The 26,719-nt window shown below is 71.0% G+C and carries 23 protein-coding genes and 1 other RNA gene; 16 read left to right on the top strand and 8 right to left on the bottom strand.

Translation table 11 applies throughout. The features are described 5' to 3' along the window. Positions 1-8 precede the first annotated feature (8 nt). Genes ACU6XJ_RS02845 through ACU6XJ_RS02830 form a run of 4 tightly spaced genes read right to left on the bottom strand, consistent with a single transcriptional unit; the run spans position 9 to position 7,592 of the window. A complete protein-coding gene (locus tag ACU6XJ_RS02845) occupies positions 9-4,121 on the bottom strand; it encodes a TIGR02680 family protein (protein WP_476306574.1) in 4,113 nt (1,370 codons plus the stop codon). 2 nt (positions 4,122-4,123) lie between these two features. Beyond that, positions 4,124-4,831, bottom strand: a complete 708-nt coding sequence (locus ACU6XJ_RS02840) for a DUF3105 domain-containing protein (RefSeq protein ID WP_476306572.1) — start codon at positions 4,829-4,831, stop codon at positions 4,124-4,126. After that, entirely contained in the window at positions 4,828-6,108 is a 1,281-nt protein-coding gene (locus ACU6XJ_RS02835; RefSeq protein WP_476306570.1) for a TIGR02678 family protein, read from the bottom strand. The genes ACU6XJ_RS02840 and ACU6XJ_RS02835 overlap by 4 nt, the downstream gene beginning before the upstream one ends. Then, positions 6,105-7,592 (bottom strand): DUF2397 domain-containing protein, encoded by a 1,488-nt coding sequence (locus tag ACU6XJ_RS02830; RefSeq protein ID WP_476306569.1) that lies wholly within the window; start codon positions 7,590-7,592, stop codon positions 6,105-6,107. The genes ACU6XJ_RS02835 and ACU6XJ_RS02830 overlap by 4 nt, the downstream gene beginning before the upstream one ends. A 133-nt stretch (positions 7,593-7,725) precedes the next feature. Between ACU6XJ_RS02830 and ACU6XJ_RS02825 the strand changes: the two genes are divergently transcribed. Next, positions 7,726-8,691 (top strand): cobalamin biosynthesis protein, encoded by a 966-nt coding sequence (locus ACU6XJ_RS02825; protein ID WP_476306567.1) that lies wholly within the window; start codon positions 7,726-7,728, stop codon positions 8,689-8,691. Here the strand turns inward: ACU6XJ_RS02825 and ACU6XJ_RS02820 are convergent. Continuing rightward, on the bottom strand, positions 8,576-9,403 hold the full coding sequence (locus tag ACU6XJ_RS02820; RefSeq protein WP_476306565.1) for an SURF1 family cytochrome oxidase biogenesis protein: 828 nt from the start codon (positions 9,401-9,403) through the stop codon (positions 8,576-8,578). The genes ACU6XJ_RS02825 and ACU6XJ_RS02820 overlap by 116 nt on opposite strands. A gap of 106 nt (positions 9,404-9,509) precedes the next feature. Between ACU6XJ_RS02820 and ACU6XJ_RS02815 the strand changes: the two genes are divergently transcribed. Continuing rightward, entirely contained in the window at positions 9,510-10,103 is a 594-nt protein-coding gene (locus tag ACU6XJ_RS02815) for a hypothetical protein (protein ID WP_476306563.1), read from the top strand. 1 nt (position 10,104) lies between these two features. Here the strand turns inward: ACU6XJ_RS02815 and ACU6XJ_RS02810 are convergent, their stop codons facing one another. After that, entirely contained in the window at positions 10,105-10,560 is a 456-nt protein-coding gene (locus ACU6XJ_RS02810) for a low molecular weight protein-tyrosine-phosphatase (protein ID WP_476306561.1), read from the bottom strand. Between the two features lie 24 nt (positions 10,561-10,584). On the opposite strand from ACU6XJ_RS02810, the gene cobC reads away from it, so the two are divergent. From cobC to ACU6XJ_RS02790, 4 genes are read left to right on the top strand one after another with little or no spacing between them, the layout of a single operon-like run. Next, positions 10,585-11,622 (top strand): Rv2231c family pyridoxal phosphate-dependent protein CobC, encoded by a 1,038-nt coding sequence (gene cobC, locus ACU6XJ_RS02805; RefSeq protein ID WP_476306559.1) that lies wholly within the window; start codon positions 10,585-10,587, stop codon positions 11,620-11,622. Continuing rightward, positions 11,619-12,761 carry a Nif3-like dinuclear metal center hexameric protein gene (locus tag ACU6XJ_RS02800; protein WP_476306557.1) on the top strand — a complete coding sequence of 381 codons (1,143 nt, stop codon included), beginning with the start codon at positions 11,619-11,621 and terminating at the stop codon, positions 12,759-12,761. The genes cobC and ACU6XJ_RS02800 overlap by 4 nt, the downstream gene beginning before the upstream one ends. After that, entirely contained in the window at positions 12,758-13,495 is a 738-nt protein-coding gene (locus ACU6XJ_RS02795; protein ID WP_476306555.1) for a zinc ribbon domain-containing protein, read from the top strand. The genes ACU6XJ_RS02800 and ACU6XJ_RS02795 overlap by 4 nt, the downstream gene beginning before the upstream one ends. 2 nt (positions 13,496-13,497) lie before the next feature. Next, entirely contained in the window at positions 13,498-14,742 is a 1,245-nt protein-coding gene (locus ACU6XJ_RS02790) for a bifunctional RNase H/acid phosphatase (RefSeq protein WP_476313777.1), read from the top strand. A 7-nt stretch (positions 14,743-14,749) separates the two neighbouring features. Here ACU6XJ_RS02790 and ACU6XJ_RS02785 read toward each other — a convergent pair whose 3' ends face one another. Then, entirely contained in the window at positions 14,750-15,214 is a 465-nt protein-coding gene (locus ACU6XJ_RS02785) for an adenine nucleotide alpha hydrolase family protein (protein WP_476306552.1), read from the bottom strand. A gap of 181 nt (positions 15,215-15,395) precedes the next feature. Between ACU6XJ_RS02785 and rnpB the strand changes: the two genes are divergently transcribed. From rnpB to ACU6XJ_RS02765, 4 genes are all read left to right on the top strand, one after another. Further along, positions 15,396-15,779, top strand: an RNA gene (gene rnpB, locus ACU6XJ_RS02780) — RNase P RNA component class A. A 23-nt stretch (positions 15,780-15,802) separates the two neighbouring features. Beyond that, positions 15,803-16,486, top strand: coding sequence for an alpha/beta fold hydrolase (locus ACU6XJ_RS02775; RefSeq protein ID WP_476306550.1), 684 nt, complete (start codon positions 15,803-15,805; stop codon positions 16,484-16,486). Positions 16,487-16,660: 174 nt separating this feature from the next. Then, a complete protein-coding gene (locus ACU6XJ_RS02770) occupies positions 16,661-17,209 on the top strand; it encodes a hypothetical protein (protein WP_476306547.1) in 549 nt (182 codons plus the stop codon). A 204-nt stretch (positions 17,210-17,413) separates the two neighbouring features. Then, positions 17,414-18,082, top strand: a complete 669-nt coding sequence (locus ACU6XJ_RS02765; RefSeq protein WP_476306545.1) for a lysophospholipid acyltransferase family protein — start codon at positions 17,414-17,416, stop codon at positions 18,080-18,082. 343 nt (positions 18,083-18,425) lie between these two features. Here ACU6XJ_RS02765 and ACU6XJ_RS02760 read toward each other — a convergent pair whose 3' ends face one another. After that, positions 18,426-18,782, bottom strand: a complete 357-nt coding sequence (locus ACU6XJ_RS02760; RefSeq protein WP_476306542.1) for a hypothetical protein — start codon at positions 18,780-18,782, stop codon at positions 18,426-18,428. A gap of 460 nt (positions 18,783-19,242) precedes the next feature. Here ACU6XJ_RS02760 and ACU6XJ_RS02755 point away from each other — a divergent pair, with 460 nt between their 5' ends. From ACU6XJ_RS02755 to ACU6XJ_RS02730, 6 genes are all read left to right on the top strand, one after another. Next, on the top strand, positions 19,243-19,509 hold the full coding sequence (locus ACU6XJ_RS02755; RefSeq protein ID WP_476306540.1) for a hypothetical protein: 267 nt from the start codon (positions 19,243-19,245) through the stop codon (positions 19,507-19,509). Between the two features lie 6 nt (positions 19,510-19,515). Next, positions 19,516-19,956 (top strand): hypothetical protein, encoded by a 441-nt coding sequence (locus ACU6XJ_RS02750; RefSeq protein ID WP_476306538.1) that lies wholly within the window; start codon positions 19,516-19,518, stop codon positions 19,954-19,956. A gap of 55 nt (positions 19,957-20,011) precedes the next feature. Next, positions 20,012-22,891 (top strand): ATP-binding protein, encoded by a 2,880-nt coding sequence (locus ACU6XJ_RS02745; RefSeq protein WP_476313776.1) that lies wholly within the window; start codon positions 20,012-20,014, stop codon positions 22,889-22,891. Between the two features lie 187 nt (positions 22,892-23,078). Then, on the top strand, positions 23,079-24,881 hold the full coding sequence (locus ACU6XJ_RS02740; RefSeq protein ID WP_476306536.1) for a hypothetical protein: 1,803 nt from the start codon (positions 23,079-23,081) through the stop codon (positions 24,879-24,881). Further along, on the top strand, positions 24,881-25,486 hold the full coding sequence (locus ACU6XJ_RS02735) for a hypothetical protein (RefSeq protein ID WP_476306534.1): 606 nt from the start codon (positions 24,881-24,883) through the stop codon (positions 25,484-25,486). Before ACU6XJ_RS02740 ends, ACU6XJ_RS02735 begins: the two co-directional genes overlap by 1 nt. Beyond that, positions 25,483-26,682, top strand: a complete 1,200-nt coding sequence (locus ACU6XJ_RS02730) for a C40 family peptidase (RefSeq protein ID WP_476306532.1) — start codon at positions 25,483-25,485, stop codon at positions 26,680-26,682. Before ACU6XJ_RS02735 ends, ACU6XJ_RS02730 begins: the two co-directional genes overlap by 4 nt. Positions 26,683-26,719: the final 37 nt, after the last annotated feature.

Here is a 26,719-nt window from a genome sequence, read left to right as displayed (position 1 = left end):
GCATCGGTTTACGGGTCGTCGCGGGAGAGGTCGGAGCCGTCCCAGGTGGTGTGGGTGCAGGCGACGCCGCGGCCGTTTTTGGGGCGGAGGACGTCGTAGATGTGCATGCGGGGGATCTTGGGGGAGACGCCCCAGCCGCTGGGCCAGGTGATGATCCAGTCCATGTCGAGCTCCACCAGCAGTCCCAGCATGCGGGCGATGGTGGGGTCGTCCAGGCGCTCGAAGGCCTCGTCCAGCAGGGCAAGGCGCAGCGGGCCGCCGACCTTGCCGTCGGACTCCGTGGGGGTGCTGACCGCGTCGTAGAAGGACGCGGCGGCGGCGAACAGGGTCACGTAGGACACCAGGCGGGTTTCGCCGGAGGACAGTTGGCGGAGCCTGCGGACGCGCGGTTTGCCGTCGGGGCCGGAGTCGCGGACGCGGACGGTGAAGGAGTGCCAGTTCCGGTAGTCCAGGGCGCGGGCCAGGATTTCGGCGTAGCCGCTGGAGTGGGCGTCGCGTTCGGCTTCGATGCGGTCGGTGAAGACCCGGCGCAGGGTTTCGTCCTGGGACTTCGAGCGGTCCGCGAACGGGGTGCGCACCAGGTCCAGCGCGGCGCGCGTGTCGTCGTCCAGCGCGGCCGAGGGGCGCCATTCGAGTTGCACGTGGACGCCCTGGCTGGAGCGTGCCTGGTCGAGGACCTCGTTCATGCGGCGGCACAGGTCCTCGGCGATGCCCATCTGGTTGCGCAGGCGTTCGGCGAGGTCGCGGATCAGGTAGGTGGCGAAGATGCTCTGGTACCGCTCGCCGAGGTAGCCGCGCTGCTCCGCGAGGCGTTCCGAGACGCGGCGGGCGGCGTCGGCGACCGGGCGGGGGCCCTCGTCGCCGGTCACGGTGACGGTGAGGATGCCCTCGTGCTGCTCGGCGGCGATGTCGTGGCTGCCCGCCAGCGAGGTCTGCAACGCCTGCAACTTGGTGATCACCGTGGACTCCGAGCTCGCTCGACGTTCCACGCCCGCCAGCACCGCCAGCGCCTCCGACATCTCGGCGGGCGCCTCGGGGGAGTCGGGGATCGCGGCCGACCAGATGCCGGGCGCGGACAGCGTCGCGGCGAACGCCGCCTCGCTGCGGTCCGCGTCCTGCTCGCGGCCAGTGAGCTGGCCGCGTTTGGTCTCCAGCTGCGTCTCCGTCTTGGTCGCCTGCTCGCGCAGGGACACCACGCGTTCCCTGGCCTGCGGCAGCTCACGGCGGGCCGCGCGGCGCTGTTCCTCCAGTGTGGACAGCTGCTCGGTGATCTGCTGGGCCTCCGCGCCGATCGCCGAGTTCAGCTCGCTCAACGCGGCGGCCTTCTCGGCGTACTCGGTGCAGCGGGATTCCGCGGCCTGCTCCGCCTCGATGCGGTCGGCGACGGCGGCCTGATAGTGGTGCATGGCGTCGGCAAGGTGCGCCGCCGTGCCCGCGCAGCGGTCGGCCAGCGCCTCGCGCAGCGCCTCCGCGCTGCTGCGCGCCTCGGCCACGGCACGGTGCGCCCGGTCCAACTCGTCCAACTCGGTGGGCAGGCCCGCCGCCCTCGCCTGCTGGACCAGTTCGGCGCGGGCCGCCTGGAAGCGCTCGTCGGCGCGGCGGTGGTCCTCGCGAAGCTGGCGGGCGCGGCGCTCCGCCTCCGCGGCGGTTTCTTGCGCGCCGACCAGCTTGGCGTGCGCGGCGATCAGCTCACCGTCGTCGGGGAAGGAGTCCAGGTGCTCCTCCCAGGCGCGGATCTCGCCGTTGGCGGCGGCCACGGCGCGTTCGGCCGCGCCGATCCGCTCGTTCAGCGCCGCGAGTTCGTCGGCGATGGTGGACAGCCTGCGCTGCCGGGCGGCCTCGCGGGCGCCGGTGCCGACGAACTCGGCGGCGGGCTTGCGCAGCGCGCCCGTCAGCACGCCTGCCCGCCAGCGGCCACGCACCCCGACGGCCAGGCCCTCGGCGCCGTCGGCCGAGTCCAGCAACGCCACCGAGGCCAGCAGTCGCGACACCACCTCGGCGGACACCGGGCAGTCCGGTTCGGCGGCGGGCACCAGCGCGTCGGTCAGCGTGCGACCCGAGACCGGTGCGCGTGGGGTGGCCAGCACATCGGCCAAGTCGGGGTCGCTGATCTCGCCCGAAGCGGTGACCCACGCGTCCAGCAGCCCGCTGGCCTGCAACGCGGCCTCCAGACCGGCGCGGTCCACATCGGACAGTTGAGGCTGGAAGTCCACCAGGCGGTAGAACGGGGCGCCCGAGGCCGAATCGCGTTGGGCGGACTGGTGGTGGGGTCGGGCCGGGTGCTGGGCGACGCCGCCCTGAAGGCCGTCCCGCTCGGTGGCCAGCTCCTGGCGGGCGCGACGCAGCTCCGCCAGGTCGGATTCGGCGGCGGGCACTTGCTGCCGCAGCTCCGACAGTTGCGGTGCGGCCCACTGGCGGAGCTCGGCCTGCGCGCCGCGGGCGGCGTCCCGGGAGGACACCAGGTCCGCCGCGCTCGGCAGCGTGGCGTCGTAGTGCGACAGCGGGCCCTCGCCCGCCCAGCGGGCGGCGCGTTCGGTCCACAGCTCCGCCACCAGTTGAAGCTGCTGGCCCGCCTCGTTGCGGCGGCCCGCGGCCTCGGTCGCGGCGATCTGCGCCTGCCGGGCGTTGCGCTGCGACTCGTCAACGCCGTGCTGCTGCTTGCCCAGCTCCTTGGCCTGCTGGTGCAGCGCCATGGTCAGCGCCGAGCGCTGCCTGGTCAGCTTGGCGGCCTCGCTGATCTGCTTGCCCGCCTCGGTGAACACCGCGGTCAACGTGTCGGCGTCGCACTCCGGCGGGCGGCGGCGGTCCACCAGCAGCGGCTCGGCCTCAGGGTCGGGCTTGGCGCGCACCCGTTCGCCAACCACCTCGGCCTGTGCCGGTGGCACCGAGGGCAGCTGCGGGCAGGCGGCCTCGAGCCCGGCACTGCCGAGCAGGTGCCGGGTCTGGCCGAGCAGCGCTCCGGCCGAGGCCACGTCCTGCTCCAGCCTGCGCAGCACCGCCAGCGTCGAGTCGACGGCGCGGTCCTCCTGCGCCCGCTGCCGGGCAGCGCCCTCCAACGCCGACTGCGCGGCGCCGCGGGCACCGGCCACCAGCTGCTCGCGGTCGGCGAGGTCCCGCAGCCCCGAGTAGGCGGGCAGCGACTTCAACGCGTCGATGCGGTTCTCCAGCTCGCCCTCGGCTGCCTCCAGCCGGGCGACCTCCTCCTCGGCGGAGGCCCGTTTGGTCAGCGTGGATGCCAGCCGGGAGTCCAGAGCCGACACCTCGGTGACCAGCGACTCCACCCCGGAGCGGGCCGCGGCGGCGCGGTCGGCGGCCGAGCGCAGCGAACCCAGCGCGTAGCCGGAGTAGCTGGACAGGAACGCCCGCATCGCCGAATCGGCCGTGGACAGCCGGATGATGTTCTCCCGGATCGACTCCAGGTCGTCGAAGGACCCGGCCAGCTGCTCGATCAGGCTCGAGTCCAGCGGGGGCAGCGCGTCGGAGAGAATCTGCTCCAGCTGCCCCTCCAACACCTTCAGGCCCACGTCGGGGTTGCGCAGGGTGCGTTGCAGGTGCAGCAGGTCGCCGTAGCGGGCCGCGGGCATGCCGTAGACGAGTTCGGCGATGCGCGCCCGGAACGGACCCTCGTCCAGCACGCAGTCCGCGCCGATGGTCTCGCGCAGTTGGGCGGGGCCGACCGGCACCCGGTCCGGTCCGGCAAGTTCGAAGTCGATGCCGACCCTGCGGGTGGTGATCACCCGCCAGGAGTCGGTGATCTGCTGCGAGGTCTTGGACGCCTTCACCCCGATGCCCGAGGTCAGGTACTCGGGGGCGTCGGCGGTGCCGCGGACCAGCTCGACCCAGGCGTAGCCGATGCGGTTGGGGCCGCCGTCGTAGTCGTCCAGCATCAATCGCCGGATGCTGACCGTGTCGAAGCCCTTGGACCCCAGCTGACGCAGCTCGCCGTCCAGGCACAGCGGCAGCAGCAGTTCCAGGGTGCGGGACTTGCCGGAGCCGTTGGTGCCCTGGAAGATCGCGCGGCCACCGGAGAAGTCGAAGGACTGCTCGGCGTAGTGCCAGATGTTGACGATGCCGCCGCGGTGCAGCCGCCAGCGGTCGGCCTTGTGCGCTGTCTGCTCCATGCTCACTTCCCGACCGGTGCCGCGTCGGTTCCCCGGGGGCTGGGGTCGAAGGCGGGCGGGTTGCCCACGTCGAAGTAGCCGGTGATCGCGTCACAGCGCGCGTCGGGCTCCCGTGCCGTGTACTTGTTGGCGCGCAGCGCGGTGATGAACTGGTCGATCCGCTCGTCGTCGGCGCTGTCCACCCGAAGCTGGTGCTCCCAGGCCTGTACCGACACCGCCTTGTCCAGACCGGGGTACGGCGAGAGCATCAGGTACTCCTTGCCCTCGACCTTCTCCTTCAGCAGATCCAAGTCACTACCGGAGACCCGGTCCGGGTGGTAGGCGATCCACACGGTGCCGTGCTCCAGCGAGTGGACCATGTTTTCATCGCGCACCGGCCTGTCGTACACGATTCCGGTGCACGCTGCCCAGATCTGGTCGTGAGTGCCACCCATGGGTGGGATGACGTCGTAAGCGACCCGCTGACCATCCTTGACATGCTCGATTTTGGTGTAGCGCTGCACGACGACACCTGGGATGGACTGCGACGGGTCCTTGTTGGTGTCGCTGGGCTGCCACTTCGACAGGTCCTGGGTCTTCGGCGCGCCGCCGGTGAGTTCGCCGCGCATGGTCGCCAGGGCGAAGATGCCGAGCACCGCGAGTGCGAGGAGGCTCGCGACCACCGCAATGATCACGACGTTGCGGTTCCGGCTGGTTTTCGCCTGGGTCACGACAGCTCTTCTTCCTCTCCCGGCGGCTCGTACTCCCCGCTCTCCGGCGGGTCGGGCAGCTCGGTTTCGAACAGCGACAGCGTGTTCTCGTCCGGTTCGGGCTCGCTCGGCGGCGCCGCGCCCGGTCCCGGCGTGGCGTCCGGTTCGGGCAGCCAGCGGTGCGCGGGCGGGTTGATCAGCAGTTCGGCGTCCGCGGCGAAATGCCGCCTGGACGCGGTGGGTGCCGTGGCGAGGCCGAGCCTGGCGAGCAGGTCGACGACCTCGACGGTGAGCTCGTCGAGGTTGTCGGTTGCCTGCCGGGACCACGCCGCGGGGTAATCCTCGACGAGCCCGGCGCAGACCTCGCGCAGTGCGCCGAACGTTACCGTGTGCCTGCCGTGGGCGTCGGGGTCGGTGTCACCGAGCAGGATCGGCAACGCCAGCAACGCGATCCGCGGCACCGTGCCGGCGCCGGGGAAGGCCAGGTCGGTCAGGTACTCCTCGGGGTCGGTGATCGCCACGCCCTCGAGCCGGATCTCGGTGGCCAGGCCGAAGCACCGCTCCAGCAGCAGCGCCTCCCGACGCTGCCGGGTGCGCAGCCAGTCCGCCTGCTCCGCGGGCAGGTCGGCGTGCAGCACCACCGGGTTCTCCACCAGTTTGCGCCGCACCGTGTGGTCGATGCCGCGGGGGCCGGGCCGGGCGGCCAGCGCGATGAGCTCCTCGGCCGATTCCGCCTCGGCCAGCGGACCGGACAACAGTTGGCCGAGCAGGTCGGTGTCGATGGTGATCAGCGCCTCGCCGCCGCCGTCGCCGGTGAGGGTGTTCACGGTGCCCTCGGTCTCGGTGATCACGCCCATCGCGATCAGCTGACGCAGCGCCGCGGCCAGCGCCCGCCGGTCCGGCAGGGTGTCGGCGACCTTCAGCCCGGCCTCCACCGCCGCGGCGCGGACGTCCTCCACGAGTCGGGACAGCAGCACCTGCGGGCCGATGCCGGTCAGGCAGGCCATGGACAGCGACAGGTAGGCGTAGCCCCGCGGGGTCAGACCGGGCTCACCGCGGCTGGCGTCGCGGCCCGGCCCCGACTTGTACAGGCGGGCGAAGCGGCGCTCCACCACCAGGCGGTAGCCCAGCGTCTCGGCGAACAGGTCGGCGAGGGTGATCCGGTGCCGGTAGATCAGCGGCAGCAGGTCGCCGTCGGTGGACTCGGCGCGTAGCAGCGGACGGCGCAGCAGCACCCGCGCACAGCGCACCACGTTCGCCGCGTCGATATCGGAGAGCTTGTCCAGCGCCGCGGTCATCTGGCGGCCTCCAGCGAGATCTCCGCGTCGTGCAGGGTGAGGGTGCCGTTGGCGCTGCTGATCCGCGTGATGTGCCCGTTCAGCGGGGTGACCGTGAGCTTCAGGCCGCGCACCGGGTCGGTGGCCGAGCCCGCGTCGGTGTCGCGTTCGCGCTGCGCCATGGCCAGCGTGAGCAGCTCACACAGCACGCCGAGCGCCTCCGAGGACAGCCTGGCCTCGCCGAGTTTGGGTGCCGCGTCGGCCAGTTCGGCGACGGCGGCGGCCTTGCGCTCGTCGGCGGCGCGGGCCTCGCTGCGCAGCACGTGCTCGGTCATCGGGTCGTCCAGGATGCGGGAGGGACGGCCGCGGGCGCCGCGGTCGCCTCGGCTGCGCACGCTGACCACCACGTCGATGATCGGCCCGTCCCGCCACGGCGTGTGCTCGTCGTCGCCGTCGTGCGCGGGGGCGGGCAGCAGGTTGCGGCAGGAGTACAGGCCGAACGCCGCGGCGTAGAGGGTGTGCGCCGCATCGTGATCGGCGTCGTCGAACCACCGCGCCAGCTTCAACAGTTCGGCGCGGCGACCGGGCAGCAGCCCGCCGCCGGAGGTGGCGCGCTTGACGCTGGCCAGCAGCGAGCCGATGGCGCGGGCGGTGGCCTCGCGCAGCGCGGTGACCTGGCTGGGCAGGCCGGGCCGGTCGGCGAACCAGTCGGTGAGCTCCTGCCAGTCGGCCTCGGACCGGCCGCGGGCCCGTTCCACCGCGTCGCCGAGGCGCTCGGTGGGGCCGAGGATGCGCAGCAGCTCCGAGCGGGCCCTGGCCAGGTTGGCGAGCGCGTCGGCGATGGCGGGGGTGTAGCGGAGCACGTCCTCCACCACCATCTGGATGTACTCCACCAGCAGGTTGCGGAACCCGGAGATCTCCTCGCGGTCCAGGTGGTGGCGGGTGACCATCTGGCCGAGGTAGGCGTAGAAGTCGCGGACCGTCACCGCGAGCTCGGCGTGTTGCAGGAACAGCGTGGTGACCTGCTCGGCGAGCAGTTCCTTGGCGGCGCTGTCGTCCAGCACCGCCTTGGCCAGCGTCCGGCCGAGCTGGCGCAGGCCGCGCTCGATGGCGGGCAGCAGCTCGCGGGACACCTCACGCGCGCCTTCGGGCACCCGCAGCAGCTCGTCGACGTCGCGCTGGATGCGCACGGCCAGCTTGCTGACCTGGTAGCGGACGCTGCCGTGCTGGAACTCGGCGATGCTGGTGGCGATCGTCTCGCGGCGGCCGTGGACCAGGTTGCCCCACTCGACCAGCTGCTTGAGCCGCGCGATCACAGTGTCCACTCTGGACTCGCCGATCTCGACCAGTCCGTCCCGCTCGGCCGCGGCCAACGCGGTCGCGACCTCGCCCGCCGACAGGTCCGCCAGCAGGGACGAGGTGAACAGCCGCATGATCGCCAGATAGGTGCGGTGGTGCTCGCGCGGCTGGAGATAGGCGTAGAGCTGCAGACGCGTCTCTGCCACGGCGCGAGGGTCTACTGGCTGCTCCACGATGGGCCACCTTAATCGGGGTCTGATCGACACGTGCGACCTGTGCTCGGAAGGGTGATCCGGTTTCGCTACTGTCCTTGCCGAACCGACGTGGGGAGGTGCCGGTGTGAGCGCGGCACGGGCAATCGGACTTCTGCTGGGTGTGATGGCCGACGGGGTGCTCGGCGACCCGCGGCGCGGCCACCCGGTCGCGGCGTTCGGCAAGCTGGCGGGCGACGTGGAGCGCCGCGTCTACCGCGACGACAAGGCCACCGGAGTGGCGTACACGGGGCTGCTCGCGGGCGGCGCGGTGTTGGCGGGGGTCGCGTTGGAGCGGCTGGGGCGCAGGCATCCGCTGCTCCAGATCGGCACCACCGCAGCGGCGACCTGGGCGGTGCTGGGTGGATCGTCGCTGGCCACCGAGGGCACCGCGATGGCCCGCTCGCTGGCCGACGGCAGGCTGGACGACGCACGGGAGCGGCTGCCGTCGCTCTGCGGCCGCGACCCATCGGCGCTGGACACCGCCGGTTTGGCGCGGGCCAGCGTGGAGTCGATCGCGGAGAACACCTCCGACGCCGTGGTCGCGCCGCTGCTGTGGGGCGCGGTCGCGGGCGTGCCGGGGCTGGTGGGCTACCGCGTGGTCAACACCTTGGACGCCATGGTCGGGCACCGCTCGCAGCGCTACCGCCGGTTCGGGTGGGCCTCGGCGCGGCTGGACGACCTGCTGAACCTGCTGCCCTCCAGGGCCACCGCCCTGCTGACCGCCGCCTGCGCGCCCGTGGTGGGCGGGTCGGCGCCGCACGCGTGGCGCACCTGGCGACTCGACGCGCACCTGCACCCCAGCCCCAACGCGGGCCAGGCCGAGGCCGCGTTCGCCGGGGCGCTGGAGATCCGACTGGGCGGTCGCACCGTGTACGCCCACGGCGCCGAAGAGCGGCCCGTGCTGGGCGACGGTCGGGCGCCGGACGCGGGTCACCTCACACGGAGCGTGGAGCTGTCCCGGGTGATCGGGTTTGCCGCGGCGGGTCTGTCGGCTGTGATCGCACTGCTCGCACGGCAGCGCGGCCCGCGTCGCGCCGCGGATTCGGCGTGACCACCTCTTTCCAGCAGAGGTAGATCAACCCGGCGATGGCCATCACGCCGAACGCGATCCACTGCAACGCGTAGGCCAGGTACGGCCCGCTGGACAGCTGCGGCAACGGCAGCGGACCCAACACCCCCGGTTGGTCGGCGTTGAGCTGGTAGTAGCCCGGCCGGGCCTGGATGCCCGCGGCCTTCGCGACCAGCCGGGAGTCGGCCACGTAGATCTGCCGGTGCCCGTCGTCGGTGAAGGCCTCACGGTGCCGCGGATCGGTCTCGTCCTGCCGGACCCGCGCGGTGGCGGTCACCTGGCCGGTGGGCGGCGGATCGTAGGCGGGCACCTTCGTCGCGGTCTGCGGCCGCAGGAACCCCCGGTTGACCACCAGCGTGCCGCCGTTCGCCAGGTCGAACGGGGTCAGCACCTCGAACGCGGGCTGCCCCTGGACGGTGCGCAGCCGCACCACGACCTCGTCCTGCGCCCGGAACCGGCCGGTGAGCGAAACCTGCTGCCACTCGGTGCCCTGTTCGGGGCGCTGATCGGGTCGCAACAGCTGCTCCACCGGCACGGGCCGGCTGTTGAAGCTGGCCTCGATGGCGGCGTTCTGGGCCTGGCGCTCGTCGTGCCTGCGGAACTGCCACGGCGCCAGCAGCGTGAAGCTGACCGCGGCGAACACGATGACGCCGACCGTCAACGCGATCCAACCGGGGGTGAACAGCCTTCGCACCTCACCACCGTAAGCGGCGCGGCACGCCCCGCGCAGCCAGGGTCCGTTGTCGAAGAGAGTCTCGAGCGTTTCGCTTTTGGTGACCCCGCGGATCTATCGTTTTCAGATGGCGTTTCCTCGCCTGCTGTTCGCAGCCCTGCTGGCCCTGGCCGCCTGCGGTCCCGGTGGCGCCAGCGGCCCTGTCGTGTCCCTCACACCCACGGCTTCCGCCCCCGCGGTGGCGGGCTCCTCGGCCTGGCATGAACAGCTCAGCAGCCTCCAGCCCACGTCATCGGCGCCCGGCGCGTACGAGCCCCTGCTGGGCCGCAGCCTCGACGACCCCGAGGTCTCGGCGTTCCTCACCGCCCATCGCTGCCAGCAGGCGGTGGTGCGGCAGGGCGCGATCTGGCTCTGCCCCGGCATCCAGCTCAACGTCGACGCCGGGCGGCTGGTGTCCAGCGCGGTGCTGTTCGCCCCCGGCTTCCCCGGCGTGGCAGGCGGCTTCTCCGGGCCGCTGCCCGGTGGCCTGACCTGGGAGGACCGCAAAGCCGTCGTCCGCTCCAAGCTCGGCGAACCCGCCTCCTCGTATTCGGGCGCCCAGAACGTCTCGGCCTTCGACACCTACCACCGGCCGCCGCTGGTGATCTCCTACGACCCGGCGGGCGGTGGCACCGATTCGGTCCGCATCCACCACATCGAGGTCACCCGCGCCGCGGACTGATCTACAGCCGCTCCTTTACCCAGGCGAGCAGGCCTGGCATGGCCGCCTCCACCATGTTCAGCACCTCCCGGAAACCCTCCGGTCCGCCGTAGTAGGGGTCCGGCACGTCCAGATCGCCCGACGCGTCGGGGTCGAAGGAACGCAGCAGCCGCACGCGGTTTGGACCCGCCAGCCGCGTGAGAGCCCGCAGGTGCCCGGCGTCCAGCGCGATCAGGAGGTCGGCGTCCAAGTGCTGCTCGCCGACCTGCGCGGCGGTGTGCTCGGCGTCGTAGCCGTGTTCGGTCAGCAGCCGGACCACGCGGGAGTCCGCGGGGTCGCCGACGTGCCAGGAGCCGGTGCCCGCGCTGGACACCGTGACCTCGTCGGCGAGACCCGCGTCCCGCAGGCGCTCGGTGAACACGATCGCGGCCATCGGGGAGCGGCAGATGTTGCCGGTACAGACGAAGCAGACATGCACGTCAGGCAGGATAGTGTCGTCCCGGTGGACGACTGGCGGAACGACCGGGAGCGGTTGCGGCACCACGGGGATGTCGACGCCGAGCCGGGGCTGGCGGACTTCGCGGTGAACGTGCGGCTGCGGCGCCCGCCGGAGTGGCTGCGGCTGCGGTTGGCCGAGGCGCTGCTGCGGGTCGGGAGCTACCCCTCGGTCGCCGATGACGCCGCGGCGCGGGCGCAGGTCGCGGTGCGGCATGGCCGCGATCCCGCCGAGGTGTTGATCCTGAACGGGGCGGCCGAGGGTTTCGCGCTGCTGCCCAACCTGCGACCGCGGCATGCCGTGGTGATCCACCCCTCGTTCACCGAGCCCGAGGTGGCGTTGCGGGACGCGGGGGTGCGGGTCAGCCGGGTGATCCTGGACGACTTCGTGCTGCGCCCCGAACTGGTGCCCTCGGACGCCGACCTCGTCGTGGTGGGCAATCCCACCAACCCGACCTCGGTGCTGCACGCAGCCGAGCGGGTGCTGGCGCTGGGCGGGCAGGGGCGGGTGCTGGTGGTGGACGAGGCGTTCATGGACGCCACCCGCGCCGAGCGGGAATCCGTCGCGTCGCGGTCGGTTCCCGGGCTGCTGGTGCTGCGCAGCCTCACCAAGACCTGGGCACTGGCCGGGCTGCGGGCGGGCTATGCGCTGGCCGAGCCGGAACTGCTTCGGCGGCTTCAGCACGGGCGTCCACAGTGGCCGGTCGGCACGCTGGTGCTGGAGGCGGTCGCCGCCTGCTGCGAGCCCGCCGCCCTGGCCGAGGCGGAACGGGCCGCTGCCGAACTCGACGAGCACCGCCGAGCGATGATCGACGCCCTGACCGCGGTCGACGGTGTTGCGGTCAGCCTGCCCGCCGAGGCGCCGTTCCTGCTGCTGCGACTGCCGGACGGGCCTGCCGCGTTGGCGGGGCTGCGGCAGCGCAAGATCGCGGTGCGACGCGCCGACACCTTTCCCGGGCTGACGCGAGATCATGTGCGGGTGGCTGTCCGCGCACCCGAGGAGGCGATCGAACTGGTGACCGCGCTGCGGGAGGTGCTGCGGTGAACACCGTCGGCGATGCCATCCGCGCCCTCGAAGCCGCCTACCCGCCCGCGCTGGCCGAGTCGTGGGACGCGGTCGGCCTGGTCTGCGGCGACCCCGACGAGCCGCTGCGCCGCGTCCTGGTCTGCGTCGACCCGCTGCCCGAGGTGGTCGACGAGGCGCTGGAGCGCGATGTCCAGCTGCTTGTCGCGCACCACCCGCTGTTGCTGCGCGGGGTGCACGGCGTGCCCGCCACGACGCCCAAGGGCCGATCGGTGCACCGGCTGATCCGCGGCGGCGTTGCCTTGTTCTGCGCGCACACCAACGCCGACTCCGCCGACCCCGGGGTGTCCGATGCCCTGGCCCGCGCGCTGGGGCTGCGGGTGACCGGGCCGCTGGACCCGGCGCCTGCCGAACCGGTGGACGTGCTGGCCGTGAGCGTGCCCACCGAGCACGCGGACAAGGTGCTCGACGCCATGCACGCCGTCGGGGCGGGGGAGTTCGACGGGTATCGGGACGCCGCGTTGATCTCGCCGCAGACCGGGCAGTTCCGGCCCGTCGGTGAGGCCGAGCCCGCCGTCGGTGAGGTCGGTGAGCTGGTGCGGGTGGCCGAGCAGCGGATCGAGGTCGTGTTCCCCCGCAGGTGCCGGGCGGCGGTGGTCGCCGCGATGCGCGCCGCGCACCCGTACCAGGTACCCGCTTTCGACCTGCACGAACAGGCCGAGCTGCCGTCGGCGAAAGGCCTGGGACGGATCGGTGAGCTGGCGAGCGCCGAGCCGTTCTCGGCGTTCGTGCGGCGGGTCGCCGACGCACTGCCCGCGACCGAATGGGGAGTGCGCGGCGCGGGTGACCCGGACCGTCCGATCAGGACAGTCGCGGTGTGCGGCGGCGCGGGTGACGGCAAGCTGGGGCGGGCGGTGGCGGCGGGCGTGGACGCCTACGTGACCGCGGACCTCCGGCACCACCCGGTGAGCGAGCACCTCGCCGCGGGCGGGCCGGCGCTGGTGGATGTGGCGCACTGGGCCAGTGAGTGGCCCTGGTGCGAGCAGGCGGCGGAGGTCGTTCGGGGCGCCGTTCGCGGTACGGTCGAAGTCCTCGTCTCCACGCGCCGCACCGATTCCTGGACCGTGCACGCCCACTCCGGAAGGACACGTCTTACGTGAAAGCTTCACCGGCAGACCAGCGCAGGCTGCTCGACCTCGCCGAGGTCGACGCCAGCCTGAGCCGCATCACGCACCGGCGCAAGACCCTGCCCGAGCTGGCCGAGATCACCGAGGCGGAGCGGGGCATGCAGGCCAAGCGGGATGCGGTGGTCAACGCCGAGATGACGCTCGGCGACACCAACCGGGACGCCGCGCGGCTGGAGACCGAGATCGACCAGGTCCGGGCCAGGGAGGACCGCGACCGCAAGCTGATGGACGGCGGCACCGTCAACGCCAAGCAGCTCTCGGAGCTCCAGCACGAACTCGCCACCCTGGAGCGGCGGCAGGGCGTGCTGGAGGACGAACTGCTGGAGGTCATGGAGCAGCGGGAGGCGCAGGAGACCAACCTCGCGCACTCCCGGCAGGAACTCGCCGCCGCCGAGGAGAAGCTGACCGACGCCAAGGCCCGCTACCACAGCGCGCTGACCGAGCTGGAGGAGTCCGAGCTTCGGCACGCCGCGGACCGCAAGAAGGTGCTGGAAAGCGTCCCCGCCGAGCTTGCCGCGGGCTACGAGCGGATCAGGGCGCAGCGCGGTGTCGGCGCCGCGTTGATCCGGGCCCGCCGCTGCGGCGCCTGCCGCCTCGAACTGGACCGCACCTTCGTCAACCAGATCCGGGTGGCGCCCGGCGACGAGGTCGTGCGCTGCGACGAATGCGGTGTGATCCTCGTCCGCACCGCGGAGTCCGGTCTGTGAAGGTGATCATCGAGGCCGATGGCGGTGCCCGCGGCAACCCCGGTCCCGCCGGGTACGGCGCCGTGGTCCGCCATCCCGTCACCGGCGAGGTGTTGGCCGAACGCTCCGGTTTCCTCGGCCGCACCACCAACAACGTCGCCGAATACGAAGGCCTGCTCGCGGGTCTGCGGGCGGCGCTGGAACTGGGCGCCACCGAAGCGGAGGCCCGGCTGGACTCCAAGCTGGTGGTGGAGCAGCTGTGCGGCCGCTGGCAGGTCAAACACCCTGGTTTGCAACCCCTCGCGCAGGCCGCCCGGGAACTCATCGCCCGTTTCGACGAGGTGCACTTCGAGTGGATTCCCCGCGCCCGCAACACCGCCGCCGACCGTCTGGCCAATGAGGCCATGGACGCGGGCGAGGGTGTGTCCCGCGACTTCGCGCAGGGAGGGGGAACCGACTCGCGGCGGGAAACAACCGCCGACCGCCTGGCAGGCGGACCCACGGACCCGGGCGACTTCCGCGACCACGCGGAGGGAACCGGAACAGCCGACGAGCCGCCCGCGGCGCCCGTCGACACCGCCGAACACACCGCCCCCGTCGAGGCGGCCGAAGCCGCCCACACCGGCGGCGCCGCCGCGTGGGCGGGTGTCAGCGGCGAGCCGACGAAGCTGATCCTGGTCCGCCACGGTCAGACCGAACTGTCGGTGCAGCGCCGCTACTCCGGCCGCGGCAACCCCCCGCTCACCCCCGTCGGCGAACGCCAAGCCGCCGCCGTGGCCCGCAGGCTCGCGCCTATCGAAGGCATCGCCGCGGTCATCACCTCCCCGCTGATGCGCGCGGGCCAGACCGCCAAGGCCATCGCCGACGCGGTGGACGCGCGGCTGGTCGCCCACGACGGCCTGATCGAAACCGACTTCGGCGACTGGGAGGGCCTGACCTTCACCGAAGCCGCCCAGCGCTACCCGAAGGAACACCGCGCCTGGCTGTCCGACTCGGCGTTCCCCGCCCCCGGCGGCGAAAGCTTCGAGACGGTGCACGCCAGGGTGGTGACCACCTGCGAGGAACTGATCACCAAGTACGCGGGCGGCACCATCGTCGTCGTCAGCCACGTGACGCCGATCAAAAGCATCCTCCGCCACGCCTTGGCCGCGGGCCCGTCGCTGCTCTACCGCATGCACCTGGACCTGGCGTCGGTCTCCCTCACCGAGTTCTACCCCGACGACAACGCCTCCGTCCGCCTCTTCAACGACACCTCCCACCTGGCCTGAGGCGGGGTCAGTCGTCGTCGGCGGGGACGCCGTTGGGCCAGATCAGCAGGACCGAGCAGGGGGCGTGGTCGATGACGAAGCGGGTGCGCCCGGAGAGGCTGTCCGGGCCGAGTTCGGACTGGTCGCCGTCGCGCCCGCAGATCAGGACGTCGGCGCCGACGCAGGCGTCGAGCACCTCGGTCTCGAACTGGCCGAAGCGCAGGTCGGCCTGAGCGGTGCGGCCCAGCCGCTCCTCCGCCTGGTCGATCAGGTTGGCGGCGGCTGTGGTGGTCGACAGCGGGCGGTGCCCGTTGAGATGGGCGTTGGGCGTCGGCCAGTCCAGGCCTGCCACGGCGCTGTGCAGGGCGGTGCTGAGCGCCTCCTCGGCGACATGCAGCAGCACGATCTCCGTGTCCGGCCCCGCCACCACCGCGGCGGCGTCCACGCAAGCCTGCCAGCTCTCCGCGGTCAGCCAGACGACCGTTCGAGTCACGGCTGCCCCCTCAACAGCGAGCGGCGGACCCGTAAGTGATCTTGGGCCCACCCTGATGGACGACGTCGATGTTACGCAGTGTCTACCACCCCGGCCCGGAAATCGTTCGCACCGCAACCATCATCACTCCGGGCCTGCGCGGACGGGCCCGTGGTGACCTCGTAGAATGGTGGTCAGCGGATGAGTCGGCCGGGCGGCCGCGTCGGGCGAGAGCCCGCCGAGGAAAGTCCGGACTCCGCAGGGCAGGGTGGTTGCTAACGACAACCCGGGGCGACCCGCGGGAAAGTGCAACAGAAAGCAGACCGCCTGCGTTCGCGCAGGTAAGGGTGAAACGGTGGTGTAAGAGACCACCAGCACCCCGGGTGACCGGGGTGGCTGGGTAAACCCCACCCGGAGCAAGGCCAAGAAGAACACCCCAGGGTGTTCGCGCAGGCGTTTGAGGACGGCCCGTCCGATGCCTGCGGGTAGGCCGCTGGAGCCTGTCGGCAACGGCAGGCCGAGATGGATGGCCGCCACCCGGACACTCGTCCGGGAACAGGATCCGGCTTACAGGCCGACTCATCCGCGCAGGCTTGTAGCGTCGGTGCCATGCCCGAGTTCCACCTGACGCTCAATGGCATCGGGCTCGTGGGCGACCTGGCGGGCGCCCCCGAGGCCCCGCCGCTGCTGCTCCTGCACGCGCTCGGCGACACCGGTGCGACCTGGGCGCCGTTCATTCCCGCGCTGGCGCGGCGGTACCGGGTGTACGCCCTCGATCTGCGAGGCCACGGGCGCAGCAGTCGGCCCGGCGAGTACGGGTTCGAGGCGATGCGGGACGACGTGCTCGCGTTGATCGACAAGCTCGACACCGAGGTCACCGTGGTCGGCCACTCCATGGGCGCGGTGCTGGCCTATCTGGTCGCCCAAGCCAGGCCGGAGACCATCGCGAGGCTGGTGCTGGAAGACCCGCTCCCGCCATTGCCCACCGAACCGCCCCGGCCGATGCCCGCTCGACCCGAGGGGGAGTTGACGTTCGACTGGAACGTCGTCTCGGCACTCACCCCGCAACGCAACAATCCGCCCGCCGAATGGTGGGAGAAGCTGACCGAGATCACCGCGCCCACCCTGGTCATCGCGGGCGGGGCGCGGAGTCACCTGCCGCAGGAGCGCATCGCGGAACTGGCGGATCGAATCCCGAACGCGACACTCGTGACGATCGACGCGGGTCACGAGGTCCACGCCAACGAGCCGGACGAATTCGCTCGCGCGCTCAATAGCTTTCTCTCCTTATGACGTTCCCCGATTTCTGCCGCACGGCGCATTGATCTGCGCTGAGTGACAGCAACCGTCGGGACCGCATGGTGGCAATGCCGGCCGGGTGGCAAAAATCGTGGATTGGGCCGTTTTCGTCTCGGAATAGGCGGAAACCCGCCGCTCGTTCGCTCCCCGAATTTGGAAAGGACAATTATGCGAACGAGACCGTTCCTCCGCCGTTTCGGCGCCTGGTTCACCGCGACCCTGTTGGCGATGGGCGCCATGGCGATGTTCGGGGTCTCGGCTTCGGCCGCCGACCCCATCGGTGAGCTCACCTCCGAGGTGGGCGGCACCTTCACCGACGCCACCGGCGGGACCGGCAAGTTCACCGGGAAGTTCGCCCCGACCGAGTTCCGCGCCACCCCCGACGGCGTGCTGGCCCACGGTGTCCTGACCGGCACCCTGACCGACTCGACGGGCAAGGAGATCGGCGCGGTCGACAACCCCGTCACGCTCCCGCTCGCCAGTGGGGCCGCGAGCAAGGACTGCCAGATCCTCGACCTCGTCATCCGGCCCATCGACCTCGACCTGCTCGGCCTGAAGGTGCACCTGGACAAGGTGCACCTGAACATCAAGGCAGTGCCCGGCAGCGGGAACCTGCTCGGCAACCTGCTGTGCGCGGTCGCGCACCTGCTGGACGGCAAGCAGTACCCGCAGGCCGCCTCGGTGCTGAACGTGGTGCTCACCCTGATCCGGGTGTGAGACCAGACGATCCCCCGCGGGCCATCCCGCGGGGGATCGTTGTTGTTCAGGCTCTGCCATCCGAGTGTCACCTGGATGCCATACCGGCATGTCACCCTGGCAGGGGTGACGGAACGCACCACGGTCCACCGGCCTGACCGATGTTCCGAAAACGGTATAGCGGGGTAGGTTCGAATATGGTCAGCAGGTGAACAGGAGGCAACGGTGTTGTACTGGGCGATCAAGCAACTGCTCGGTCTGATCGTCCGGGTGGTGTACAAGCCCACCGTGGAGGGCGCGGAGAACGTGCCCGCCACCGGCGCCGTCATCCTCGCCGCCAATCACCTCTCCGTCGTGGACAGCTTCCTGGTGCCGCTGATCGTGCCTCGGCACGTGGCGTTCCTGGCCAAGGCCGAGTACTTCGAGGGCAAGGGCGTCAAGGGCAAGCTCACCAAGTGGTGGTTCGCCTCGCTTGGCGCGATCCCGGTGGAGCGCGGCCGGGGCCGCGCGGCCCGCGAGGCTCTCGACGCCGCGGCTCAGGTACTCAACTCCGGCGGTGCCTTCGGCATCCACCCGGAGGGCACCCGCTCCCGTGACGGAAAGCTGCACCGCGGCAAGGTCGGGGTGGCCCGGCTGGCCCTGGAGTGCAACGCACCCGTCGTGCCGATCGCGCTGACCGGAACCGACGCGCTGCTTCCCGTCGGCGCCACGCTGCCCAAGGTCCGTCACTTCACCATCAGCTTCGGCAAGCCGCTGGACTTCTCCCGGTATGCGGGCATGGAGCACTCCCAGCCCATCCTGCGGTCGATCACCGACGAGATCATGTACTCCATCCTGGAGCTGTCGGAGCAGGACTACATCGACTCCTACGAAAAGACGCCGGTCGCCGCCTGATTCTTCGCGGCGATATTTTCTTACGCATTTCCGCTGTTCCAGAATCGCAGAAACGTTGTTTCGGAACGTGGTGGGCGAGCCCGAAAATGTCAGACCCCCTGGATAGGCTTGAACTGCAAGTTCCGGCCAGGTGAAGGGGGAATTCTCATGGTCACGGTGTCCGGCGACGGGCGGGCTGATTCCTGATCGACTGATCAACGCTGCCTGGGGAGTTGCGCCGCTCCCCAGGCACTCACACACATTGCGAGTGCCGAATGCCGAAGCGCCTCGCGAATGCCGGGGAGGGGTCGGCTTCGCGAGGCCTGGCAGCGATCAGGTGAACTGGGGGATCACCTGATCGGGATCAGCAGGGGCAGTCCTGCTGCGGGTGACGGCGGGCGCCGCTGGACGGCCTTCCCGCGGGCATCCGGCTCACAGGGCGGAACGGCTCGCCCCCGTTGTAGCGGTTCTCCAACTCCGAAACGCACTTCGCCACCGCCGGGTTGACGATGTCGGCGAGGCTGCGCACACCGGAGTGCGGCTCGTACGCCGACAGGTATGTCGCTGCTGCTCGGGCCCGCTCCAGCAGGTCCCGGTCGAAGTTGATCGTTCGCTGGACCCTGGCTCGTTGCGGCGTGTCCGAGCCGCTAGGCTGATCATCGTCCGATCCGGTACCGCCATTCATGTCGATATCGGGCCCGGACTTGGCCAATGCGGCCATAGGCGCACCTCCTGGAAGCACAGTCACCGTGTGCGGCGGGGACCCAAAACCCCACTGCACACAAAAAGGTGTCAGGGCCGTCTGACCGCTCACTGACATCTGGCTCACGGCGGTTCTGACGGTGGGTGTTGACACCAGGCAAGGTGTGCCTAAGCTCACGGTAGGAATACGTTCTGTGATGAGAGGGTCGGCAGACGGGTGAACTAGGGCCGCAACCGGGAGAAACCCGCGTCGGTAGTTCACTGTGCTGCCCCTCGCGCCCATCATGTGTGGGTCAGTGGGACGTATTTCAAGGTTGTGTTCACGCAGGGAGAACGCCAGTGGGTTCGCAAGCGGCGCTCTCGCCCCTACACGCGCCAAGCCGCGCATGGTCTACTCGTAGCGCGGGTTCGGACCGGCGGACGGCACGACCCTGCCCTCGCACTATTTCCACTGCACTCCTAGCACTCAGGAGTTCGTCATGACCGCGACCGACCTTGTCATGCTTGCCCAGGAAGGCGAACTGAACACCGAAGGGCTGCGGGGTTGGATCCTGAACAACCTCCTTCCGCTTCTGCTGCTCACGGTGGCGCTCCTGCTGCTCTGGCTGGGCGGCAGCAAAGGTGACAACGCAGGCGTGATGCGCCGCATTATCGGTGTCTTCGTCGCACTCGGACTGATCGGTTTCGCTGTTACCGGCGCAGGAGTGGATGTCGGCAAATGGCTCGCCGGCCTGTTCAGCGGGTGATAGCAAGTGCGAATTCGCACCGATGACGAGGTTTACCGGGTCGACGCCGTGTGGCTCGGCCCACCCAAGGCCACCTTTCCCTGGCGAACCAGGTATGTGGCCTGGGGCATCGGCATTAGCATCTTCTTGCTTGTGCTGACCGTGGAACGACGTATCGGAATCGGATTCAGCTTTTTCTCCACCGCGTGGGCATTGGTGATCACGATTGTGCTGACCCGGGTCATCTGCGCCCGCATCAGCCACGAGCGGCCGCTGTCCGCGGTCGCGGCGATGTGGGTCCGGGAACTGACCGCGCCACGTCAGTCTTCCGCGGGCAAAGGCGGAGCGGTGAGCGCGGCCCGGATTCGGGTCAACACCACCCGCCCGTCCCGCAGAAGCAGGCGAAAGCAGTCACAACACATGCGCACGAGGGAGGTCGCCGGTGTTCGGACGCCGCAAGGACCCTGAGCCGCAGCCACGCGGCTCCGTTCGACGGGGCGCGCACCGGCGGACCGAGGTCACCATCGACAACCGCGCGTTGCGCCGCAACCGCAGGCTCACCGGTGAACAGGCCGCACCCAACTACACCCCGTCGATCTCCGCCCGCAGCATCGACGGCCACCTGCTGCGCACCGGCCAGGACGTCTACGCCTGGTACCGGCTCGGCCCGCAGCGCTGGTCGTTCCGCTCCGACTCGCAGCGCCAAGACCTGGTGCACGCCATCGCTGGTCAATACGCCGAGTTGCAGGGCCGCTGGCTGCACCTGCGGGTGACCACCCGCCCCTACCCGATCCGGATGTGGGCCGAGGCGCATGTGCACAACGCCGTGAGCCGGATGCCCGACTCCACCGGCGCGCTGAGCTTCGACGACTACATGATCGGCGAGCAGCAGCAGCTGATGGGCCGCTCGATGGCGGAGAAAGAGGTCTACCTCGGCGTCCAGGTGCAGACCCGCAACGTGGTGGACCGCGCCGTCGAGCGCGCGGCTCCGCTGCTGCGCAAGGTCTTCCCGGAGGCCGTGGACGCCGAGCTGATCGCGCTGGACAGCGAGGTCGAGCACCTCGACCAGGTCATCGGCGCCTCCGGGCTGGAGGGACGGCCGGTCACCGCCGAGGAGATGTCCTGGCTGATGCACCGGTCCTGCTCGCTCGGCCTGCCCGCGCCGCGCAACCTGCCCGCGGTGCCCGGCGCCACCTGGGAGCCCGAGGACCTGGCCAGCTTCACCGACGCCGCCGACCTCTACCAGGAGCCCTACGCGCCGACGGTCACCGTGCGCGGCCGCACCGGCTCCAACGCGGGTGCCACCCGCCACGTCGCGGTGCTCACCGTGGGCGTGATGCACGGGCTCCAGATCCCCGAGGTGGACGACCCCTGGGTGCAGCGCGCGGATCGGCTGCCCGGCTCGGTGGAGTGGTCGGCCCGCATCTATGTGCGCAGGCCCGAGGACGTGGCCAACGAGCTTGGCCGCCAGATGAACAAGGTGCGCTCGCAGGTCCGGCACTACACCGAAGAGCACGAGATCGAACCGCCCCAGTCGCTGGCCCGCCAGGCCGCACGGGTGCTGGAGATCGACGACGAGATGACCACCGGATTCACCGCGCTGGCCACCAGGGTGCGCTCGTGGTGGCGGCTGGCCGTCTCGGGCAACACCGAACGCGAGGCGCTGCGGCTGGCCCAGCAGCTTCTTGAGCTGTATAAGCCGAAGATCGCCATCGAGCACCCCGAGGCCCAGTACGCGCTGGCCAGGGAGTTCATCCCCGGCGAGCCGCTGTCCTCCGGCGCCTACCTGCGCCGAGGATCGGTGGTGTGGGCGGCCTCCGCCGTGCCCACCGCGACCGCCGAGGTCGGCGACCGGCGCGGCGTGCTGCTCGGCGAGACCTGCACCGCGACCCGGCGTCCCGTCGCCTGGGACCCGTGGATGGCGCAGGAGATCCGGGACTCATCCGGTCTGACCGCCATGGTCGCCGGACTGGGCGCCGGTAAGTCGTTCCTCGGCGGCGGCCTGGTCTACAAGACGCTGCGGGCGGGCGCCTACTGGACGCTGCTGGACCCCTCCGGACCGCTGGCCAAGCTCTGCGACCTGCCAGAGCTGCGCAGATACGCGCGGCCGATCAACCTGCTCAACGCGCAGGCGGGCATCCTCAACCCGTACCGGGTGGTCGCCGAACCGCAGCTTGAGCATTTCCTGGACGAGGAAGACCCCGAGCGCGCCTGGCGCCGCGAGCGGGCACTGGCCGCCGCGACCCGGCGCCGCCTGGTGCTGGACGTGTTGTCCGGGCTGCTGCCGTATGAGGTGGCGAGGCTGCCGCAGACCAGGATCGTGCTGCTGCGCGCCGTACGCACCGTGGGTGGCCGACCCGACGCGCACCCCGGCCTGGTCTTCGAGGCGCTGCGCCGCGATGCCAGCGAGCACCACGAGCACGCCGTCGTGGTCGCCGACTTCCTGGACGAGATGCGCGAGCGCATGTCGCTGCTGATCCCCGAGGTCGACGCCGACCCCTACTCCGAGACGCGGGACGACCGGCTGACGGTGCTGACCATGGCCGGGCTGACGCTGCCCAAGGACGGGGTCGGCCGCGAGCACTGGACCGACGCCGAGGCGCTGGGCGTCGAGATGCTGAACCTGGCGGCCTGGCTCACCCAGCGCTCGATTTACGAGCGGCCCAAGGACCTGCGCAAGGGCGTCTGGATCGACGAGGCGTTCTTCCTCTCCGAGGTGCCCACCGGCCGCGTGCTGATGAACCGCTTCGCGCGTGACTCGCGAAAGTGGAACGTGCGTGTGCTGTTGTCCAGCCAGATCCCCGCGGACTTCCTGCGCATCCAGGGCTTCGCCACCCTGCTGGACTCCGTCTTCGTCGGCCGCCTCGACGACGACGAGTCGCAGCGGGACGCGTTGAAGCTGCTCAAGGTGCCGACCGGCGCCGGGTACGAGCAGGTGCTGGCAAGCTTGGGCCGCAGGCCGAGCGTGGCCAACAGCGGGTCAACCGAGCGGGACCGCGCGCCGCGCCAGTTCGTCTTCGGTGACGGCGCCGGCGGTGTGGAGCGCATCCGCATCGACTTCTCCGGTCCGCACCTGTCGCACCTGCGTGCCGCCCTGGACACCACCCCGGACGCGCTGCGCGGCGAGCCCGCCGCGCTCGAGCCCGCGGAGGTTTCCTCGCCGGAAGGCCTGGAGGGCGCGCCGCGGCGGGCGGTGGAGTCGGGCGGCTCCGACCACGAACTTGACGCCGAACTCCAGGCCGAACTGCTGGAGGTGGGTTTGGACCCCGACGACCTCGACGTGGAGGTCAGCCCGAACGGGTCCAACCGCGGTAACAACGGCTCAGGCAACGGACACCACCCCGACGGCGGACCCGGTGCGGGCGTCGCCAAGCGGGGATCAGGCCGGGGCAGCGCGGCATGAGCGGCCGACGGACGTACTCTCGCGCGGAGGTGCCATGATCACACTCGCGTTGGTGTTGGTCATGGCCGCGGGGGTGATCGCGGCGGGGCTGCGCCACAGACGTAGGGCCGCCCGAATTGCCGGGAATGCCTCTCGCTGTACCACTTCTGCGCCGGCGGCCCCAGGTCGTCGGCGCAGCCGTGTGTCGATGCTGCTGGTGGTCGGCATCCTTGGCCTGCAGACGGTGATCGGCGCGCCCGCGTTCGCGCAGCAGCCGTTCGACTGCAAGGAGGCGCCCAACCCGGAGCGCCCCGGTTCGGGCATGGTCGGCGCGATCGACCCGGCGCCCATCGGCACCGGCCAGCCCGGCAGCGTCTACGACGAGGTCGGTTACGCCGGTCTGGTGTGGCACACCTACGACCTGGGCTGCGGTCCCGGCGGGGTCACCAACCCCAACGCCACCATCGACACCTGGGCCGGGAACCAGTTGTTCAACCTGGGCAAGAACCTGGTCGGCGCGACCAACGGGCTGCACTACGCGCTGCTGGGCGGGGACCTGCTCAAACCGCTGGACGACCTGATCGTCACCGGCACCGCCGCGTTGTACGACAGCATCTTCGCGCCCTGGTTCGGCGTGGTCGCGGTGATCCTTGCGGTGTTCCTGTTCCGCCACATCTGGCGCGGCGACCTGGCCACGATCAGCAAGAAGGGCATGTGGGCGCTGGCGGGCCTGTGGCTGGCCTCGGCGACCTACCTGACCCCCCTGCTGTACACCCATGTGCTGGACGACGTGTTGATCGCGGGCACCTCGCAGGCGCAGGCGGGCTTCCTCAAGGAGGTCGGCATCGACGAGCGCAACGCGCTGCCGACCGTGCTGCACGACAACGTGGTGTACCGCAACTGGCTGCGCGGCGAGTTCGGCTCGCCCGACTCGCCGCAGGCCCAGGAGCTGGGCCGCGACCTGGTGCGGGCGCAGGCCTGGTCCAAGCAGGAGGTCGCCGAGGGTAAGGACGGCGGCTCCCCGGAGGCCAAGAAGCAGGCGTACAAGGACATCGCGGGCCGCACCGGCAGCGCCTATGGCTACTTCCAGGGCAAGGAGGGCAGCCGACTCGGCGCGGGTTTCCTCGCGGGCCTGCAAGGGGTGGCCTACGCCTCGTTCCAGCTGCTGGCCAAGGCGTCCATCCTGCTCGCGCAGGTGCTGCTGCGGGTGTTGATCCTGGCCGGGCCGCTGATCGGCCTGGCCGCGATGATCTACCACGACCTGCTGCGCGGCATCGGCCGGATGGCGGGCGCCTCGGTGCTCAACGTGGTGATCCTCGCCGTACTGGCCGGTCTGCACACGCTGGTGCTGAGCTGGATCTTCAACCCCACCCGCGGCTTCTCGCTGCTCACCCAGCTTCTGCTGGCGGGCCTGATCACGCTGGTGTTCTTCCTGATCGGCAAGCCGGTCAAGCGCATGTGGCAGATGGTGGAGCTGTCGGTGGGCAGCGTGAGCTCCGCACTGCCGTCCAGCCCGCCGGGGCTGCTGGGCAGGCTGGGCCGCAAGGGTCAGCCGACCGCGCAGGACGAGTTCTGGGACCAGGTCCGCGGCATGGACCCCGACGCGGCGGACGCCCGCCGCGCCGCGCGCCGCGACCGCCCCGAGGCGATGAACCCGGTGATGGCGGCGGCCCAGCGGTTGGACCGCAACCGGGCCGCGCTGCCCTCGGGCACCCAGGCGGCGGCGCTGCCGTCGGGCTCGTCCTCCACCGCGATCGAGGGGCGGGCGTCGCTGCCCGCGCTGCCCGCCGCGAACACGCCAAGCCGGATGGTGGACACCGCTCCGGTGTCGGACCGCAGCTGGGACCGGACGGGTGAGGACGCGGTGGTGGTGCCCTCGCGGATCGGCCGATCCGGTACCCGTCGCGCTCCTCGGCGCGCAGAGCTTGAGGTGGTGTCCGGCAAGCCGGTATGGGTTGTCTACCGGCCGTCGCGCGGCCTTGAGGTCGGGGACTCGGGAGGGGGGCAGTAGTGCCGATTCGCACGCATCGCGGCAGGGCCGCGGTCTACCGCAGGTTCTGGGGTTGGCCGCTGCGTTCGCCCAAGCACCTGGCCGCCACCCTGGTCGGGCTGGCGGTGCTGGCTTTCGTGTTCGGCAACCTGCTGCCCGATGCCAAGGACCCCGGCGCCAACGGCGGCAGGACCGCCACCAGCTACACCGTGGACAAGCCGCCGCCGAGCACCGGAGCGGGCGCTCCGCTGACCGGGTTCAAACCCGCGCCGCCACAGGAGTCGGTGCCGCAGGCCGCGCCCCCGCCCGCGCCGGTCTCCGGGGACGCGCTCGCCATCGCGGAGGCGTGGGGCAAGGCGTGGACCAACCACCCGGAGGGCACCACCGCCCAGCAGTGGCTTGAGCGGCTGCGCCCCTACACCACCGAGGAGTACCTGCCGGTGATGGCCTCGGTCGATCCGGCGAACGTGCCGGACCAGGTCACCGGCAAGCCGAAGACGTTGAGCTCGACGGCCGGTGCCGCCGAGATCCTGCTGCCGACCAACGGCGGTGACATCGTGTTGTCGGTGATCTCCACCCCGCAGGGCTGGCGGGTGGCGAAGTACACCAAGGCGGAGCAGCAATGAGACGCGCCTGGATCGTCGTCGGGATCGCGCTGGCGGGCATCGTCGGCCTGATCGGCATGGCCATGATGACCTTCCTCCAGATCGAGACCGCCAACCGGCTGATGTCGCTGGGCGAGTGCAACGTCTCGGTCATGTTCAACATCGCGGGCGGCAAGGACACCGCGGCGCAGGACGCGGCCAAGCTCAGCGAGGAGTCCAAGCAGATCGCGCAGCGGATCATCGAGATCGGCAAGGACCGCGGCCACGAGCCCAAGGCGTGGCAGGTCGCGATCCAGGCGGGCAAGACCGAGTCCGGGCTGCGCAACATCAACTACGGCGACCGGGACTCCCTCGGCATCTTCCAGATGCGCCCGTCCATGGGCTGGGGCTCGCCATCGCAGGTCACCAACATCGACTACGCGATCACCACCTTCTACGAGCGGCTCTACCGCATCCCCAACTGGCAGGCCATGCGCCCCGGTGAGGCGGCCCAGGCCGTGGAGCGCTCGGCGTTCCCCGAGCGCTACCACCGCTGGGAGGCGATGGCCTCGCTGCTCATCGACGGTGTGGTCGAGGAGGTCGTGGACCCACTGAGCTGCAAGGACGCCAAGCCGTCCAGCGAGGTCGTGAACACCGCGATGGGCTTCGCGCTCGGCCAGAAGGGCAAGGGCTACGAGTGGGGCGGCACCGGCCCACACGAGTTCGACTGCTCCGGCCTGCTGATGATCGCCTACCGCAACGCCGGTGTGCGCATCCCGCGGACCTCCCGCGAGCAGTACGCGCAGCTCCCCAAGGTCCCGATCGAGCAGTTGCAGGCGGGCGACCTGGTGTTCTGGGCGTACAACCGGGCCAACCCCGGCACCATCCACCACGTGGCGATGTACGTCGGCGACGGCCAGATCGTGGAGGCCCCCTATGAGGGCAAGCCGATCTCGCAGCGCAAGCTCAGCATGACCGAGCGCGAGCTCATGCCGCTGGCGGTCCGCCCCGCGCCGCACCAGCCCGAGCAGCCCTCGGCGAGCGCGACGCCGTCGTCTGGGCCAACATCAACCACGGCACCCCCGTCGACCAGCAGCAGCACGCCGCCGCCGTTGATCCCCTCGATCACGACGCCGACCGTGCCGTCCAGCTGGGAGGTCTCGGTGCCGGTGGAGATCCCGCCGCTGCCGAACCGCACCCCGGCCGCGGCACCACGAACGCCCGCCCCAGGCGGATAGGGACTTCGGCCTGCGCTGAAGTTCCTGATGGGCAGAG

The organism is Actinorectispora metalli (assembly GCF_056323685.1).
Note: the sequence above shows the minus strand (reverse complement) of the source record. Positions and strands in the feature narration are given on the sequence as shown.